Source organism: Pseudoalteromonas sp. S554, assembly GCF_005930865.1.
Taxonomy (GTDB): Bacteria; Pseudomonadota; Gammaproteobacteria; order Enterobacterales; family Alteromonadaceae; genus Pseudoalteromonas; species Pseudoalteromonas marina.
On record NZ_PNDV01000062.1, the window covers coordinates 1 to 18249 of the forward strand.

The following is an 18249-nucleotide window of genomic DNA, read 5'->3' on the forward strand; positions in this document are numbered from 1 at the left end:
ATTTCATTTTACTGTGATCCATTTCTTTCATTTTACTGTGATCCATTTCTTTCATTTTACTGTGATCCATTTCTTTCATTTTGCTGTGATCCATTTTCTCCATTGAAGATTTTGATTGCTTCATACACTTTTTCATCATTGCAACTGCAACAGGGTCTTTCATATCCATCTTGCTATGATCCATTTTGCTACAATCAGCTTTTTCTGCTTTTTTTGCATGCATTTTCGGATCATGAGCGGATGCATTCATTGATAAAGTAATTGCTGGTACTAATATCAAAGCGATTTTGCCTACAGTTTTAATAAAGTTAGTTTTCATGGTTCTCTCCTACGTTAGTGATTAAGTTTAATTTAAGTAAATTCATCGAATGCAATATTAGTTGCATCAACATTCTTAGTTTTCAAAAGATTTATCGTTGCTGACATCATATTCGGTGGGCCGCATAGATAAAATTCAACACCATCAATTTGACAAATTTTGTTAATATTTGATGTGAGTAAATCTTGAACATACCCCTTTGCTCCTGACCAGTTCTTATGCGGCCTAGACAAAACAGGGTAGTAAAAAAAGTTTGGATATTTTCTAGAAAGCCTGTAAAGCTCATCTTTATATAACAAGTCCTCCTCAGTTCTAGCACCATAGAAAAAATAGATACCTCTAGTTTCCTTTCTTTCTTTTTGGTAGAAGCACAATTGCTCTTCAATCAATGATTTCAATGGTGCCATTCCAGAGCCTGCTCCGATAAGAATCATTGTTTTATTACTTGAAGGTTTAGCGTGAAAATCTTCAAATGGACCAGCCGCTTCTATTGTTTGCCCTAGCCCCAAATTGCATATGTAGCTAGAACCTACACCGGGATATATACTTTTATTTGGAGCATTTTGAATTTTGACGGTAAACTTTAACTCGTTAGTACCAGCTTCAATCTGCCCATCACCATTAGCTAGAGAATAGCTTCGACTACAAGCTTGATGCTCATACTCTAAATACTCAATATCACGCCAATGGTATTTGAAAGCGTCAGGAAGACGCGCTGGTATAGATACTCCTTTAGCTGGTGGTATATAGAAGCGAAGATGAGCACCTGCTTTGAATTTTAATCTCTCACCACCAAGCACTTTAAAACGCAACTCTTTTATATAGGGACTAATAAACTCACTATGCGTTAATTCAAGAAGGTATTTTTTGGCTTTAGTAACATCAATTAATGTTAACCTCTTAGTTTCTGTTGCATCATGTTGACAAGCCAATCTGTAACCTTGTTGCAATTGTTCCTTTGTTAAAAGTACATGCTCTGCTGAAGTGACTTTGACACTGCTATCAAGACGTACTTTACATTGGCCACAAGTACCGCCACCGCCACAGGTTGATGACAAAGCAATATCATGATCAATTAAACCGTCAAGTAAGTTGGTATTAGTAGCTAAATCGAATTCCCCGATAGGCTCCAGATCTTTATCAAATAGCGCCAAAGTTCGACTTTTGTTGCCAAAGCGAACTTTGTATTGACCATTAAAGAGCAGCTCAATAGTCCAGATAAAACCAGTTAAGGAAAAGAAAAGCGTGAAAAGAGAAAATAAAATGATTTGAACATTATTGAAGCTTCCTTCAGTGCCATAATCCATAAAGTGAAGCATAAAGAAAATATCAACAAACCGTTTATCATCATTACTATGTTTAATTATTCGACCAGAACCAGCATCAATATAAACGCTAGTTTGAATATAATCAGCATAGTTAACTTGCCACACTTCATTTTGCTCACGAGGTATATCTTCATATGGAGGTGATAATTTAACTGCATTTTTAATCACACCTTTACCATTGTAGGAAGATTGGGCCAGTTTTCTAACCATAGTTTCATCAATAACGACTGGCTCAGCGGTGTACGCATCAACCAAAGAGTAGTCATTGTCAAAATGGCTATATAAACCTTTATTATGAGTTAACAAATAGTAAGGGTGCTCTAATAGTGATATTTGTTTTAACGATACGACTTGTTTTGATTGAGATAAGACAAGTTGTGGTTCAACTAACCTATTAATATCAACTTGGGCAACAACGGGAGTTTGTTTATATTGATTTCCTGAAGCCTTTTGATGATCCATCAAATTAAAATATAAGCCTGTTCCTAACCATACTAGTAGTTGTAGGCCAACCAACAAGGATAGCCACTTATGTAGCTTTTTAAGGAATAACATTATCTAGCTACTCCCATACTTTTATCTAATGTATTTTTTACTCTGTTTTTGAAAATAACAAAGTAACTCAATACACCACCAGTAATTGCCGCAAAAATAGAAAAAAGTGTGAACCAAAAAAGTAGTTTATTACTTGGATCTTCTTCTTCGTAATCCATGACATGCAAACTAAACATCAAATCAAAGATTCGCCAAAATTCATGTCGCTTACTGACAAGCTTTCCTGTTTGAGCTGAAACATATATCGACGGACTGCCAAAATCATCAAAGTTAACCCGCCAAGCAGGTAATGCTCGACGGCTTAATTCAAACGGTGGATTTTCTGTAATCAATTCAGACTCAAGGACCGCACCATCACCACTGTAATAGTGTTTTGCAGCGCTAATAGCTACGACTTTGTTTAAGGGAGAAATCTTCTCCCCATTACTAGCATTTACAACATATTTTTCGTCATGCTCTGTAAAACGATAAACGGCTTGGTCTATAAAAACTTCTACGGCAATGTTTTTTGCGTCAGGATATTGCTTAGCTAATGCAGATAATGGGTAAGTAATTTCATCCACATTAACTTTAGCTTGGTGATTAACCACCAAACTATCACCATGAATATAGTCAATATCAAAAATAACCATATAGGCACCTGATATCGACCAAATCAAAAACTGCAAGCCTAAAAACAACATCAACCACCGATGAAGTTTCCGGCTAACCTTCAACGTTTTCATGCTCTATGCCTTGCTCGAAACATTTTTAATCGATGACGAACGCCACAAATAAAATAATGCAGGTAGAACAAGTAAAGTTAAAATCACCGCACTTAGCATTCCACCAACCATAGGTGCTGCAATACGACTCATCACTTCAGAACCAGTACCTGTGCCATATAATATTGGCAATAAGCCAACGATTATAGCTGCTGCGGTCATCATGACAGGACGTACACGTAAGCCTGCACCATGTAACACCGCTTGAAGGACATCAGCCTTCGTTGTTGAAATATCCTTTGACTGATGATCATTAATCATTTCGTGATAAGCCTGATTCAAATAAACCAACATAATCACACCTATCTCAACAGCAACCCCCGCTAGCGCGATAAAACCAACACCTACAGCGACAGAGAAGTTGTAGCCTTGGATATACATCAACCAAATACTACCCACCATAGCCAAAGGTAGAGTTCCCATGATCATTGCCACTTCAATAACATTTCTGAAGTTCAGATAAAGTAGAATAATAATAATGAACAAGGTTAACGGCACTACATAAGTCAATTTAGCTTTGGCACGTTGCATATACTCATATTGACCAGCCCACGCAATTGAGTAGCCAGCAGGAAGTTTTAGCTTATCTTCAACAACCTTTTGTGCATCAACAACGTAACTACCAACATCCACACCTTCAATGTCTACAAATGCCCAACCATTTAATCTTGCATTTTCTGACTTTATTCCCGGAGGGCCGTCTTCAACGAGCACATTCGCAACATCGCCTAATGAGATCCTTTGCCCATTTGGTGTCACTATTGGTAGCAAAGATAATGTTTCAGGCGAATCACGATAGTCTTGTGGGTAACGTAAACTCACTGGATAGCGTTCTAAGCCTTCAACAGTTTTGGTGACATTCATACCACCAATGGCCGTAGCAACAACCTGCTGAATTTCGCTAATATTTAAACCATAACGAGCTGCTTTAGCGCGTTGTATATCAACTTTAACGTAACGCCCACCAGCTACACGCTCTGAATATACTGATGCTGTTCCAGGTACATCTTTCAAAATAACTTCTAATTGTTTGCCGATGTCCTGAATTACCGATAAGTCAGGTCCTGCGACTTTAATACCAACAGGTGTCTTAATACCCGTAGCTAACATATCAATACGTGTTTTTATTGGCATCACCCACGCATTAGTTACCCCAGGGAGCTTAACTAAACCATCTAGCTCTTTTTTCAAACTCTCAGTAGTAACACCTTCTCGCCACTCTGAACGAGGCTTTAATTGAATAAAAGTTTCAATCATTGTTAAAGGCGCTGGATCAGTAGCAGTTTCCGCTCTACCTACTTTACCAAACACAGTTTTAACTTCTGGAACTGTTTTAATCAGCTTATCCGTTTGTTGTAACAGTTGACGTGCTTGCCCTATCGAAATACCAGGATAAGTTGTAGGCATATACATTAAGTCACCTTCATCAAGTGGAGGGATAAATTCACTACCAATCTTGTCAAGTGGATATATACCAATAGCAAGAACTGCCAATGCTGCTACTAAAGTTGTCTTTGGAAAACGTAATACCGTTTTTAGAGCAGGCATATAGATAAAGGTTAAAAAGCGATTCACCGGGTTTTTATGCTCAGGTAAAACCTTACCCCTTATAAAATACCCCATCAGTACAGGGACTAATGTAATCGCTAATGCCGCTGATGCTGCCATCGCATACGTTTTAGTAAAGGCAAGCGGAGCAAACATTCGCCCCTCTTGAGCTTCCAAGGTAAAAACAGGAACAAAACTCACCGTAATAATTAACAAGCTAAAGAATAGAGCAGGACCAACTTCACTGGCCGACTCCACTACTATTTTCCAGCGGTTTTCATTAGTTAACGGTGTTTTTTCCATGTGCTTGTGCATATTTTCTATCATTACAATAGCACCGTCGATCATGGCACCAATCGCAATTGCAATTCCTCCTAGCGACATAATATTCGCATTAAGACCTTGCATATGCATAACGATAAATGCCGTCAATATCCCTACAGGTAAACTCACAATGGCGACTAGTGACGAGCGGACATGAAATAAGAAAATGATACAAACTAGCGCCACAACGCCAAATTCTTCTAATAGCTTATAAGCTAAGTTATCAACAGCCCTTTCAATTAATGCAGAGCGATCATAAACAGGAACAATTTCAACCCCTTCAGGTAAGCCTTTCTTTAGTTGCTCTAGCTTTTCTTTAACACCATTAATGACTTGCTGAGCATTTTCTCCAAAGCGCATAACGACGATACCACCAACAGTTTCTCCTTCACCGTTAAGCTCAGCGATACCTCGACGCATTTGTGGGCCAGTCCCAATATCTGCAACATCTTTTAGTAATAGAGGTGTGCCATTTTCATTTACTCCTAAAGGTATATTCTCTAAATCTTCAACACTTTTGAGATAACCAGTTGCTCTAACCATGTACTCGGCTTCTGCCATTTCAACAACAGATGCCCCGATCTCTTGGTTACCTTGCTTAATAGCCATTTGAATATGTGAAAGAGGGATCCCAAATGCTCTTAATTTTTCAGGATTAATTCTTACTTGGTATTGCTTAACCATACCGCCAAGTGCAGTAACTTCTGATACGCCAGGGACAGTTTGCAATTCATATTTTAAAAACCAATCTTGTAAACTGCGCAATTGACTTAAGTCTTGTTGACCCGTTTTATCAACTAAGGCGTATAAATATACCCAACCTACGCCTGTAGCATCAGGTCCTAATTGCGGTCGTGCATTGCTGGGTAAGCTAGGGGCTACTTGACTTAAATATTCAAGTACTCGCGAACGCGCCCAATACAAATCTGTATCTTCATCAAAGATGACATACACGTAAGAGTCACCAAAAAAAGAATAACCTCGAACAGTCACTGCGCCAGGAACTGACAGCATGGCAGTAGTCATCGGATAGGTAACCTGGTCTTCAACAACTTGTGGGGCTTGACCAGGGTAACTTGTTTTAATAATTACTTGCACATCAGATAAATCAGGCAGTGCATCAATAGGCGTTTTATTAACAGAATATAAACCAATGCCTACGAGTAAAAAGGTAGCGAGTAATACAAAAAATCGATTACCAACGGACCAACGTATTATAGAAGCAATCATAATAATCTAACTCCTATATTAGTGGTTTGAATGATCAACAACAGGTGCTTCTAATCTAGAAGTTTCACCCTGTTCATCACCTTGCCCTAGTGGGGCAATTTCAAAAATTACAAAATGTTCACCACGCACTTCAAAAGTAAACTTAACTTCCATCCCCTCAGAAAGTCCTTCAAGGCTAACATTGTGCCCTGTAATGAAATCTAAAGTAGCCGCAGGTCGTCCCCATTTTTCAATAGCAGTTCGACTAATGTTCACCATTCCATGATCGATCATTAACGAGTTAATTGTTCCAGTAACTGTCGCTGACGAGTCATCTGCCACTTCTTCAGTTACTTGGCTTGTATCACTTTCACTCATGTCGTCAGGAACATGGATGTTGCTAATTTTATAATCACCATTATCTTCTTTTGTCACTTCAACATGTAAACTCATCCCTTCACTAAGTAATGAGAAATCGACACTGTCCGATGCGATGAAATCCATCGTCATTTCTGGCCATTCCCATTCAGGTATCGCCTCATGAGCTAAAGTTAACATTTTATGATCTGCCATCATGCTCTCGATACTAGCTTGAACCCAAACAGAAGAAGGCATTGAAGCATCCGCTTCATCAACATCGCTATTCATTCGCTTGAAGTCTGAAGACTTACTCGATTCTGAATCTAATAAGAACTGTGCAGAACTAACAACTTTTTCCCCATCACGCACCCCTTCAAGTATCTCAACACTTTCGCTATCGTATCGACCTACAGATACTGCAACCGATTTAAAACTCCCCTCACCTAAGGCGAGAACAACTCTATCTTGGTTTCCTGTTCTAATAAGTGCTTCTTTAGGGATTAATAAAGCTTGTTCGTCACCTGTTGTGTGAATCGCAATTTGAGCAAACATATTTGGTTTGAATTCGCCTTCTTCATTTTTAAAACGAAGACGTACTTTCACAGTACGAGTTTTTGCATCTAGTGTTGGGTAAATATAATCAACTTTTCCTTGCCATGTTTTTCCTGGTAAGTAATCAAGAGTCATGGTTACTGGGGTGCCTGTTTTGACTTGACCCGCTTGGCGTTCAAAGACTTCAGCTTCAACCCACACTTCCGATAAATCACCAATTGACATTAAAGTAGAGCCAGGCTTAACAAAAAATCCTTCACGTATTTTTAAATTTTCCACCACGCCATTTTGTGGAGAATAAAAAGTAATTGTTTGCTGTACTTTCTTTGTTTTCTTAAGTTTTACTATTGATGATTTTGGAAGTTGTAATGCTGACAATCGATTTTCAGCAGCACTAATTAATCGGCTATTTTTACGATCTAATGCCAATAATAATTCTTCTTGGGCATTAACTAATTCTGGGGAATAAATTTCATAAAGGGGTTGCCCCTTCTTAACAGGATCTCCAATAGCCTTAACATATAGCTTTTCAATCCATCCTTGTACTCGTGGATGGATATGAACTAACTTATCTTCATCATAAGCAACATAACCGACTGTATTTATTTCAGTGTGCAATGATTTATAACTAACTATTGCTGTTCTTACACCGAGGTTATTTACAACATCAGGAGAGATACGAATTGTTCCGGGACCTTCATCAGGTCCTTTACCACCATCGTCGTAAACAGGTACTAAATCCATACCCATTGGTGACTTCCCTGGCTTATCTCTTTTGTAGTTCGCGTCCATTGGAGCTACCCAATAAAGCGGCTTCTTTTCAGCCGTTACAACAGAGCTTGCTTCCCCACTATTTGTCGGGGCCATAAAACTATAAACCCCAAATGTTAAAAAGCCACCGATAACCATGCCAATTACTATTGGCTTAATATTGTTGTTCATTATTCTTCTCCCGAAATAACAGTGAAACCACTATTATTTGATAAATTCATATTATTGTTACTAACGACAGGATCTATGCTGCCTATAAAAAGGTAATTAAGTTCTAGTAATAATTTCTGCTCTTCGACATTAAGCGTTAACTCATCTATTTCCGCATTTAATACAGCGATTCGTGAGCGAACTACTTCGGCAAAGTCACCATCATCATTGGTGTAGGCTGTTAGCGAAGCTTCAGCTTGATCATGGATTTGAGGCAGTAGCTTGTCTTTGTATAAGTTCTGTCTATCTTTCAATCGAAGTAAGCGCCCTTTTGCACTGGAGTATGATGCGAGCAATTTCCTCATCAATAATAATTTTTCAGTTTTTATAGCTTCTGTTTTTGAAATAGCTGACTTAACTTCTTTGTCCTGTCTATTATCTGTAAAAAGCGGCAAGTCAAAAGTAACCCCTACAGAGAACAAGTCCGCTCGACTATTTCCCATTGGATCATCATCACGGTAACCATAACTAGCATTAACTCCCCACTCAGGTTTGTATTTTTGCTTTGCCAATTTAATTCCAGTTTTTGTTGATTTAATTTTCTTTTCAACTGCGACAAGTGAAGGGTGGTTAGCAATATACTTTGCCAGTTCACTAGGGCGTAACCAGCTATCTGTAAGAACTATATTGCTATTTACTAGGTCAATTTGAGGTAATTGCTTAGTCAAAACGATATTATGAAGGTTAAAATCATCGTCTACATAAGTTTCACTTTGAGAACTTTTCTCTATAGAAAACTCTGTTAACCATTGAGACAACATACCTTCAAAGCGGTTTTGTTGTTGTCCTAAGACATCTAAACGATCTTCTAATCTTGTAAGCTCCAATTGCGCTCTTACAATATCTTGCTGCCTTGTTTTACCTAAAGTAGACGAATAACTTGCTTCAGCAACATCCGCTAACTGTTCAAAAAGTGTTCTGTTTTTTTCAATTAAAGCAATACTTTCTTGAACTCTGTATGCATCCAACCAAAGGCTACCAACAGTAACAGCTACTTTGGACTCTCGATCTTTTCGTTGATACGGGAATGATTCACTTTCAATCTTGAGTTGTTCTCGTTTAATCAACAATGTATCCCCACGAGGAAACATTTGAGATATGCCAACTTTCGCTTGTGTCATTCCCTCTTGTCCAAAATCAAAGCCATCTGTAGGTAAATTGGCTAACCCTATAGATACTTTCGGATCTGGTAACGTGCCTACGGCTGTACTCATCGCTTCAATAGCATTTTGCTTATGAACATTTCCCGTTAACCATGGATCATTCTTCTGCGCAGACTTGATAGCTTTCTCAAAAGTTAAGGCTGAACTAGAAGTAATAGTAGGAATATCAGCAGAATTTGCAGTTAGCACTGTAAGAGCTAACATACCCGCACAGTATTTCACGCTTAAACTTCTGATATTTTTAAATTTATTCATTAAAACTGCTCCTCATAAGATTGAACGCTAGCATAGACCTCATAAGCGCCCCCTTTCTTAAGTAATAACACTTTATAAGGTTGAAATTTATCACCTACTTCCATACCGGGAGTTCCCGCTGGCATTGCAGGAACAGATAATCCAATAACATCGTCAGAGTGTTTTTCTTTTAAAAATTTATGAATAAATTTGGCAGGAACATGCCCTTCAAATGCATAACCATCTTTTGATATAGCGGTATGACAAGAACGGTATCGAGGCTCTATTCCTTTCTCTTCTTTAACCGCTGTAAAGCTTTGATAATTATGAACTTTTGATTCGAACCCTTGCTCATTTATATGGCTAACCCATTTTTTGCAGCAACCACATGTAGGACTCTTATAAACCTCTAAAAGAATAGGATGAGGTTTAGCATTTTGTGTTTTAGATGAAGTCACTGAAACTTCTTCTTTTGAACAACTTGCAATAGCAATGACTAAAGTAAAGGCTGCAACAGCCTTTAACGTGAATTTTTTGGAAAACATAACCCCCCCAAAGGGATATCAATTAATATTTGAATTGATTAGGTTATTCTTGATTTTGCTTAAAAATACTTAAACGCAGAGATCAAAAAGCCTAATACAGATAATTTTCATATAAGTGAGCCAAATTTTAGGCACAATTATTCTGTATTTAGCTTAGTATTGGAGGTCTATATAGAGATGATGATGATTGACTTTGAGCCAAGTTTGAATATGAGAATATTTTTGATGATAAATCAATAAAGAGACTGTCACCTGTGTCTTTCATTAGTGTAGCGATACTTGAGCAACCCCCAGTAAAACAACTACAACTTTTCACACAACAGTCATCTTCTGCTTCATCTGAATCATCAGATGAATGACTCATCATTGAATGGTCACTATGGTCCATCATTGACATATTTTGCATTTGCTCCTGCCCACTATTTCCCTTCATACTCATCATATGATAAGACATAACAGTAGACGCAACCGCTTGACCAACAAAGGTCAAACAGACTAGCAGTACCATTAATGTTTTAGAGAAATTAGAATTCACAGCTAACCAACAAAATATTTCAATTAATTACATAATCGCATAACAAGCTCTATTTTTCAACAAATTAATTTTAAAAAAGTGAATGACTTGGTAGCCACTTACAAGAAAACATTAATTCTATTAAAGTCTTTAATATCCGATCATAAGACTACGATTATCATAGATATTTGATGCTTCTAAAATATTTCCCTCTCAAAAGTTTACAGATAGTTTTCATTACGTGAACTAATTCATAACCATCAATGCCTGCCAAGTGTAGTCAGCGACTTAAAATATACTTTGAGGTTTATAACAATCCAATAAATTGAAGCTTAACGTCTAAACATAATAATCTCTGAAAATAATTTCTCTGTGCTCATGTATGTTTTTAATATTACAATTCAAAACTTAGCTTCTGAGTTAACCTGTAGCAATTCACCACTCATCGTCATCAAGAAATAAATTACTTTATTGTTGTCTTTATTAAATGCACTGACTTTGTAGCGATTATCCTGAGCTGCATATAGCTTAAATTCTTCCGTAGTTAGAGCCTTCCAACTTTCATCTAACTTACCAACCTTGTAGCCCAAATCCTTAAAGGTGAGTTTCTGCGTTACTTTGATGGCTACTTGTATCGCGTCTTTTGCACTGATCATTTTGTGATCACCATGCGCAAATGCTATTCCTGTATTTAACATTAAACCGACAAATAGCATTACGATTAAATTTTTCATTTATGACTCCACTAAACTTTCTAAATAAACACTGATAATAAAAGATGATTATTTGAGTCCATGCTCAACATATTCACCATTAACTATTAATTGGACCTTTACAGGAGCATCTGAGGTGTTCTTCCAATACCAACCGTGTGAGCCTTCAAATGGTGCGGTAAAGCTCCCCTTCATTTCATCTGATGTTGCTATGGCATAACTTTCAAAATACCCAGTGGTGTCCCCTTTTGGCTCACCATGTAAATCGAAATACAAAACAGAGCCATCGGTTATCCATTCATAAGTCAACTTTTGATATTGCTCCATCGTAAATTTGTATTCAACGCCTCTTCCCGCAGGAACAACAACCTCAATTGTTTCAGTGGTAGCCTTACTCGTGGTAGTTGATGGCTCAGTTGAAGTCGTTGCTTGTGCATTATTAAATACGGTTAAACCAAGCTTATTACCCATGCCCGTTGGGTCAATATTATATTCTGCTGGCAATATCACTGTGATTAATGTGATAACAGCAAAAACAAAACTAAATATTGTGTATTTAAGTAATTTACTATTGGTCAATGTTACTTCCTGCGTATTTACTGCTTGAGTGTTAGTTTGTTGCATGTTTTTCTCTTCTCTTAATTCTTTATTTTCGTTAATTAACTGACTGTAAAATTTCGTTTAGCTGATAAAGTAGCCTGTTAATTGAAAGCCAATCAACATAAACCCAGCACTCATCAATAAGCAGTTGGTATTGGTCGCAAAGCGATTAAAACTATTGTGCTTTCGCCAGTAGTTTATCAATAATAAAATAAATGCTAATGCACTGAACTGCCCCAATTCAACACCAACATTAAAAGCAATTAAATTGGCAATTAATCCGTCTGACGGTAATTGAAATTCTTGAAGTTTAGTAGCTAAACCAAAACCATGAAATAAGCCAAAAATCAGTACCGCAGTTTTGGGATTAGGCGTAAAACCTATTGTTTTCTTAAAGCCGCCTAAGTTATCAAAACCTTTGTAGACAACAGAAAGTCCAATAATGGCATCGATTAAATAAGCATTTACCTGAATGTCATTAATAACGCCAAAAAGTAATGTTAGGCTGTGCCCTAAGGTAAACATACTGACATAGAGCAAGACATCACGACTCTTATATAAAAAGAACAACACACCGACGAGGAACAATAGGTGGTCATACCCAGTAACCATATGTTTTGCACCTATATATAAAAATGGAATGATCTGCACTCCAGTATTGCTTTGTAAAAAAGCACGCGTTGTTTCATCTACGCCATGAGCAAATGCTCCCACGGGCAACAATATGGAAATTAGAGCGATAAGGCTGATTAAGCCGTATCGCTGGGAATAATTAAACATTAACAGTTTCCTTTGTGTGGGGTGTTTTAGTAAAGATTTCTTTGTGGCTATGTAATAAACGATATAAAGCAGGAAGCACAAATAGCGTTAAAATTGTTGATGATATAATCCCACCAATGACCACTGTAGCAAGTGGGCGTTGCACTTCTGAGCCAATTCCTGTGTTAAGCGCCATTGGTACAAAGCCTAGCGATGCAACCAGCGCTGTAGTTAATACGGGTCGAAGTCTAGTCAGCGCACCATCAATAATGGCGGTATCTAATGCAACACCTTCTCGTCGAAGTTCTCTGATAAAGGACACCATAACTAAACCATTTAATATTGCTATGCCTGACAATGCGATAAAGCCAACGGCTGCCGAAATTGAAAAGGGAATATCCCGTATTAATAAAGCGAAAATACCGCCAGTCAACGCTAAAGGAACCCCCGTAAAGATGATCATTGAATCTTTGAAAGAGCCAAGTGCTAAGAATAATAAGCCAATGATCATGATCAGTGTAATAGGCACGACAATTGATAGCCTTTTAGAAGCAGATTGAAGCTTCTGATAAGTGCCACCATATTCAATCCAGTACCCTGAAGGCACTTCAACTGAACTCTCTATTGAAGCTTGAATATCTTTAACGAAAGAACCTAAATCTCTTCCCCTAACATTGGCGGTAACAACAACTCTACGTTTACCATTTTCCCTATTAACCTGGTTTGCCCCTTCTACTAATTCAAGTTCAGCAACTTCTTGCAAAGGTACATACTGGTCAGCTTGTATTTGTATGGGTAAGTGAGCCAACGAATCAACATCACTTCTAAGGTTTTCAGGAAGACGAACAACAATGTCTGCTCTTCGATCACCTTCATAAAATTTACCAGCGCTTGTTCCACCTAAGGCCGTAGCAAGCTGATCTTGTAGGGTTTTAATGCTAACGCCATATTTTGCTAATTGCTCGTGATTAGGATTGATCGTAAGCATCGGCAAACCTGTTGTTTGTTCAACTTGAACATCAGCAATTCCTTCAACGTTAGCAATGGCCGTGTTAATGCTTTTACCTAATGCCGTTAGTGTTTCAAAGTCATCACCAAATACTTTAATGGCAAGTTCAGCTCTTACACCTGCAAGTAGCTCATTAAAACGCATTTGTATTGGTTGAAGGAACTCATATCTGTTACCGGGAATGGGTTCTACTACTGCTGCTAACTCTTCTACAAATTGGGCTTTAGCTTTTGTAGGTTCAGGCCATTCACTACGTGGTTTTAATATAATAAAATTATCAGCAACACTTGGAGGAACAGCATCAGTGGCAACATCTGCTGTACCAATTTTTGCAAATACACGTTCTACTTCAGGCATCTGCGTAATTTTTTCTTCTAAAACTTTTTGAAGTGCAACGGCTTGTGTTAGTGATGTACCTGGAATACGTAAGGCATGCATAGCAATATCACCTTCATCTAAGTTAGGTACAAACTCACTCCCTAATTTATTTACGGAAAATCCTGCATAACCAACAAGTGCAACAGCTAACATCACGACAAACCAACGAATTTTAAGCGCAAAAGTTAACGTAGGACGATACACCGCAAGTGATGATTTCATGATAATATTTTCTTTTTCTTTCACTGGGCCTTTAAATAAAATAGCGATTGCAGCAGGTACAAAAGTGATAGATAGAAGCATTGCACAACACAAAGCAATCACGACAGTAATGGCCATAGGATGGAACATTTTCCCTTCAACACCTGTAAGTGCAAAAATAGGTAAATACACCGCTGTAATTATGAAGACACCGAATAGTGCTGGACGAATAACTTCCCTAGTCGCATAAAATACCAGTGATAAACGTTCATTTAACTCCATTGAACGCCCATTTGAAGAGGCAGCACTCAGTCGTCTCATGCAATTCTCAACGATAATAATTGCACCATCAACGAGCAAGCCAAAATCAAGTGCTCCTAAACTCATTAGGTTTGCACTCACTCTTGTTTGTACCATGCCAGTGATAGTCATTAACATGGCAAAAGGAATAACAGCAGCCGTAAGTAATGCTGCTCGCATATTACCGAGTAGAAGGAAAAGCACTACAATAACGAGCAATGCGCCTTCTAACAGATTTGTTTTTACCGTATCGAGGGTTTTTTCAACTAACTTAGTTCGATCATAAACAGCAGTAACAGTGATACCTGTCGGTAAACTTCGTTTTATTTCTTCAAGTCTTAACCCAACTGCTTTAGCGACTTTTTGGCTATTTTCCCCGATGAGCATAAAGACCGTGCTCATCACCACTTCTCTACCGTTTTGTGTCGCTGCACCTGTTCTTAACTCTTTCCCTTCTTTTACATTGGCAACGTCAGATATACGGATCACGCTACCGTCAGTCGTTTTAACAGGGATTGTAGATAGATCACTTATCGTTTTTGCTTGCCCTGGAATACGAAGCAGCCACTGAGCACCATTTTTTTCTATAAAACCAGCACCTTTATTATCATTATTATTTTCAATTGCTTGGATAACATCTTGTTGAGTAACACCAAAAGCTAATAATTTTTTAGGCTCAAAAGCGATCAATATTTCACGCTTAAAACCACCAATAGGGTTAACTTCAACTACGCCTTGCACTTGCATTAACTGAGGGCGAATAATCCAGTCATGTACAGTTCTTAGGTCCGTAGCCGTGATTCGTTCACCTTTATCATTAAGTGCCTCAGGCTCAGCATCAACAGTAAACATGAATATCTCACCTAACCCGGTTGCAATTGGGCCAAGTTCAGGCTCTAAACCAGTCGGCAAATCAGATTTAGCTGAAACTAATCGTTCATTTACAAGCTGTCTTGCAAAATAAATATCCGTGTCATCGCTAAAGATTGCTGTCACTTGTGACAGCCCATAACGTGAGACTGATCTTGTACTCACTAAGTTAGGTATGCCAGCTAACGCAGTCTCCAACGGATAAGTAACCCGTTGCTCAACTTCAAGTGGCGTATAGCCTGGAGCTTCCGTATTGATCATGACTTGCACATTAGTTATGTCAGGTACAGCATCAATAGGTAACTTGGTAAAATTCCAAATACCCAAACCTGCTAACGCAAGCACGGCTAGCATAATGATTGAGTTTCTACGGATAGAAAATCTAAGTAAATATTCGAGCATAATCAATCCTTAATGGTCGTGTGAAGCGCCAGACTTTTCAACATCAGCTTTGAGGATGTAACTATTTTCAGTCACGTATTCAGTGCCTAAGGAAATACCACTTAGCACTTCAATTTCTTCACCTACAGCTCGACCTAACTCAAGCATTCTTACCTCATATTCATCTCCGACTTTGGCATATACAACAGTAAAATCGCGGAAGCTTTGTAATCCACTGCGCTTTACTGCCATAGGTACATCGTATGAACCAATTTCAATCGCGGCACTAACAAATGCTCCTTCTGACAACGCAGAATCAGCATTATTAACGACTACACGAAATAGCTTCGCCTGATCATCTCTGACTTTTAGAATACGGCTCTCAACCGTACTCACCTGCTTTTCTTCAACACCATTAATCGTTATCGTGGTTTTTGCACCAAGACGCACGGTTGGTAAGTCTTTTGGAAAAACAGCTAACTGGGCAATTAATGTTTCATCATTGGTAATTTGTAGCAGGGAGCGGCCTTTAGATTGTTCGCCTGAGGTAACGTTAACGGTACTAACAATTCCATTTTGAGCAGAAAAGACTTTGTACGACTGAAGACTTTCATTACTTTCAACCGTGAGTAGTAATTGACCTTTCTTAACTGACTCTCCTAGCTTTACATTAACTTTTTTAACTAACCCGTCAAAGCGAGCATAAACATTACTCGTTGCATCAGCAGGTAGAACTAACTTGCCATAGACTTGAACTGTTTCATGAAATGTTGATGGACCAACAATTTCAGTCGAGATTTCCATTGCTTTTGCTACATCTTCAGCAATTTTTGTCCGACCTTCAAAGTTGTCATACTGCCAGTTGAAGGTTTTACCCTGATATTTTGCAGTGAGTGAAACCATAAATGAGTGCGGTTCATAGATAACCATGTCACCTCGAAGATATTCGCCTTCTTGGTAAAAATTTATATCGTCTATGCCATCACCCAATCTAGTCAACTTTACATTAAGGTCAACCTCTGACGGATCAATTGCTTTTCCGTCTGTTGATGCCCATACACGAAATTCAGGAGGGACGCCTGTTTCAAAGATTGAGAGTTCAATGGCAAAATCACCATCACGCAACATTCGTCCACGGTTGGGACCTTTTTCAGGTTCGGCTTCTTCTACCTTCGGCTCTGAAACCGCAAAGCTTGGGAAGCTTGCACTTATGCTAACAAGCCAGACGGTGCTTATTAAGGCTAATATTTGAAATGTTGGTTTCATGATTATTTCTCTTTCTTGTCTTTATTAATGGTTAAAATGGACGTTCCGGTTAAACGTTCAATTTCAATATTGTTTAAATGTGCATTTTGATAAGCAGCTATCAAATCAGATTGAGCATTGAGTAGGGCTTTCTGGGTGTTCATCCATTCGGTATAGCTATACTTACCAACGTTATATGCTTTTTCTGCCTCTTTAAAAGCTTGCTCCAAAACAGGAATAATATTGTCAGATACCGCATGAATGACATGTTGGCTATGCTTCAATTGTTCGATAAGAACATATAACTGAGTATTGAGTTTATGAACTAACGCTAACGACTCTGTTTCTAGTTGACTTTGAGAGGCTCGCAAGGCTTTTATTTTTCCTTCATTTCGATTCCCATCACCAAAAGGAATTGAAATTCCAGCAACTAAGCCGAAGTCATCAGTTGTTTCATATCGACGTAAGCCTGCTGAAAATTGCCATAATGGTTTGCTTTCAATGCGTGCAAGCTCTATCTCAGACTGGGCAATTCGTTGTTTTGTTGCAAAAAGATTCACTGAAGGTGTTTGTCTAAGTTTCGTAAATAAAGAATCAAAATTGGTTACACTTGGTAAAGATAATAATGAACCCACTATCATACTTTTCTTATGCCTATTATTTTGATTTACTCCTTTAATTTGCTCACCCCATTGTGCAAATAATTGGTACTTACTTGCATCAACTTCGTGAGTTAAATCCTCAACTATCAACTCACGATTAGCTACCTCAGCCTGAGACTTTAATTTATCTACTAAAGAGGACTTCCCTGCTTTTACGCGTTTACTTATTGCTTCAAATGAATTATTCGCTTGCTTAAGACTAAATTGAGCTAACTTCAATCGCTCATTATTGACAAGAACTTGTATAAAGTAACGTGCCGTTTGTGCAGCTAAATCCAAAGCTTTAACTTCACGCTCTAAAGCGACTGTAGAGCCATATTGTTTAGCTGCTTTTATTTTACTCTGTACCAATCCACCATCTAATAACCAAGAAATAGAAAGTGTTGATTGTGCACTCTTAAAGCCGCTGTGCTCACCTGTACCTAAAGCATCTTCAATGGTAAAACCAATTTGTGGTCTAGATTGAACCCCTGCCTGTTGAGCATAGCCAGAATACATCTTGGCTTGAATGGCAAATGATTTTAGCTCAGGATGCATATCTATTGTCTGTGCAATAGCTGAACGCAAATCAACCGTTTGCAAAGGAACTTCTTGGGCAAATGCAATTGTTGGTATGAATGGCATCAGCACCAATAAAACATTCCGACGAATCCTTACAAAAAACCGACCGTCAGTCGGTTTTTTGTAAGAGCATATATTAAAATAAAGATTCATTATCAGTACCTTAGAGTAAGA

General features: G+C 38.2%; 14 protein-coding genes. All 14 read right to left on the reverse strand.

The genetic code is table 11. The features are described from left to right. Positions 1–319 (reverse strand): hypothetical protein (locus tag CWB65_RS13325; RefSeq protein WP_138740773.1); only part of this gene is annotated, 319 nt, incomplete at its 3' end. Positions 320–351: 32 nt separating this feature from the next. Further along, complete coding sequence (locus CWB65_RS13330; protein WP_138740774.1) at positions 352–2202, reverse strand: 2Fe-2S iron-sulfur cluster-binding protein; 1851 nt, start codon at positions 2200–2202, stop codon at positions 352–354. Then, positions 2202–2834: a PepSY-associated transmembrane domain-containing protein gene (locus CWB65_RS13335; protein WP_024596905.1), complete on the reverse strand. Its 633-nt coding sequence runs from the start codon at positions 2832–2834 to the stop codon at positions 2202–2204. Before CWB65_RS13335 ends, CWB65_RS13330 begins: the two co-directional genes overlap by 1 nt. Positions 2835–2930: 96 nt before the next feature. Beyond that, positions 2931–6068, reverse strand: a complete 3138-nt coding sequence (locus tag CWB65_RS13340; RefSeq protein ID WP_008128603.1) for an efflux RND transporter permease subunit — start codon at positions 6066–6068, stop codon at positions 2931–2933. A gap of 18 nt (positions 6069–6086) precedes the next feature. Beyond that, positions 6087–7901 (reverse strand): efflux RND transporter periplasmic adaptor subunit, encoded by a 1815-nt coding sequence (locus CWB65_RS13345; RefSeq protein WP_008128605.1) that lies wholly within the window; start codon positions 7899–7901, stop codon positions 6087–6089. Then, complete coding sequence (locus CWB65_RS13350; RefSeq protein ID WP_008113913.1) at positions 7901–9358, reverse strand: TolC family protein; 1458 nt, start codon at positions 9356–9358, stop codon at positions 7901–7903. Before CWB65_RS13350 ends, CWB65_RS13345 begins: the two co-directional genes overlap by 1 nt. Next, positions 9358–9882, reverse strand: coding sequence for a DUF411 domain-containing protein (locus CWB65_RS13355; RefSeq protein WP_008128607.1), 525 nt, complete (start codon positions 9880–9882; stop codon positions 9358–9360). The genes CWB65_RS13350 and CWB65_RS13355 overlap by 1 nt, the downstream gene beginning before the upstream one ends. A 148-nt stretch (positions 9883–10030) precedes the next feature. After that, positions 10031–10417, reverse strand: coding sequence for a CopL family metal-binding regulatory protein (locus CWB65_RS13360; protein ID WP_239104490.1), 387 nt, complete (start codon positions 10415–10417; stop codon positions 10031–10033). A gap of 380 nt (positions 10418–10797) precedes the next feature. Then, complete coding sequence (locus CWB65_RS13365) at positions 10798–11130, reverse strand: DUF6488 family protein (protein ID WP_008109964.1); 333 nt, start codon at positions 11128–11130, stop codon at positions 10798–10800. A gap of 48 nt (positions 11131–11178) precedes the next feature. Then, complete coding sequence (locus CWB65_RS13370) at positions 11179–11733, reverse strand: hypothetical protein (RefSeq protein WP_008109960.1); 555 nt, start codon at positions 11731–11733, stop codon at positions 11179–11181. A gap of 57 nt (positions 11734–11790) precedes the next feature. After that, positions 11791–12489: a HupE/UreJ family protein gene (locus tag CWB65_RS13375; protein ID WP_008128610.1), complete on the reverse strand. Its 699-nt coding sequence runs from the start codon at positions 12487–12489 to the stop codon at positions 11791–11793. Next, positions 12482–15628, reverse strand: coding sequence for an efflux RND transporter permease subunit (locus tag CWB65_RS13380; protein ID WP_024600845.1), 3147 nt, complete (start codon positions 15626–15628; stop codon positions 12482–12484). Before CWB65_RS13380 ends, CWB65_RS13375 begins: the two co-directional genes overlap by 8 nt. A 9-nt stretch (positions 15629–15637) precedes the next feature. Then, positions 15638–16873 (reverse strand): efflux RND transporter periplasmic adaptor subunit, encoded by a 1236-nt coding sequence (locus CWB65_RS13385; protein ID WP_008109954.1) that lies wholly within the window; start codon positions 16871–16873, stop codon positions 15638–15640. A gap of 2 nt (positions 16874–16875) precedes the next feature. After that, on the reverse strand, positions 16876–18228 hold the full coding sequence (locus CWB65_RS13390; RefSeq protein ID WP_024600844.1) for a TolC family protein: 1353 nt from the start codon (positions 18226–18228) through the stop codon (positions 16876–16878). Positions 18229–18249 lie beyond the last annotated feature (21 nt).

What these genes read in the sequence shown, in the direction of transcription:
- CWB65_RS13330 (WP_138740774.1), bottom strand. Translation starts at nt 2,202, where the DNA reads ATGTTATTCCTTAAAAAGCTACATAAGTGGCTATCCTTGTTGGTTGGC.
- CWB65_RS13335 (WP_024596905.1), bottom strand. Translation starts at nt 2,834, where the DNA reads ATGGTTATTTTTGATATTGACTATATTCATGGTGATAGTTTGGTGGTT.
- CWB65_RS13340 (WP_008128603.1), bottom strand. Translation starts at nt 6,068, where the DNA reads ATGATTGCTTCTATAATACGTTGGTCCGTTGGTAATCGATTTTTTGTA.
- CWB65_RS13345 (WP_008128605.1), bottom strand. Translation starts at nt 7,901, where the DNA reads ATGAACAACAATATTAAGCCAATAGTAATTGGCATGGTTATCGGTGGC.
- CWB65_RS13350 (WP_008113913.1), bottom strand. Translation starts at nt 9,358, where the DNA reads ATGAATAAATTTAAAAATATCAGAAGTTTAAGCGTGAAATACTGTGCG.
- CWB65_RS13355 (WP_008128607.1), bottom strand. Translation starts at nt 9,882, where the DNA reads ATGTTTTCCAAAAAATTCACGTTAAAGGCTGTTGCAGCCTTTACTTTA.
- CWB65_RS13365 (WP_008109964.1), bottom strand. Translation starts at nt 11,130, where the DNA reads ATGAAAAATTTAATCGTAATGCTATTTGTCGGTTTAATGTTAAATACA.
- CWB65_RS13370 (WP_008109960.1), bottom strand. Translation starts at nt 11,733, where the DNA reads ATGCAACAAACTAACACTCAAGCAGTAAATACGCAGGAAGTAACATTG.
- CWB65_RS13375 (WP_008128610.1), bottom strand. Translation starts at nt 12,489, where the DNA reads ATGTTTAATTATTCCCAGCGATACGGCTTAATCAGCCTTATCGCTCTA.
- CWB65_RS13380 (WP_024600845.1), bottom strand. Translation starts at nt 15,628, where the DNA reads ATGCTCGAATATTTACTTAGATTTTCTATCCGTAGAAACTCAATCATT.
- CWB65_RS13385 (WP_008109954.1), bottom strand. Translation starts at nt 16,873, where the DNA reads ATGAAACCAACATTTCAAATATTAGCCTTAATAAGCACCGTCTGGCTT.
- CWB65_RS13390 (WP_024600844.1), bottom strand. Translation starts at nt 18,228, where the DNA reads ATGAATCTTTATTTTAATATATGCTCTTACAAAAAACCGACTGACGGT.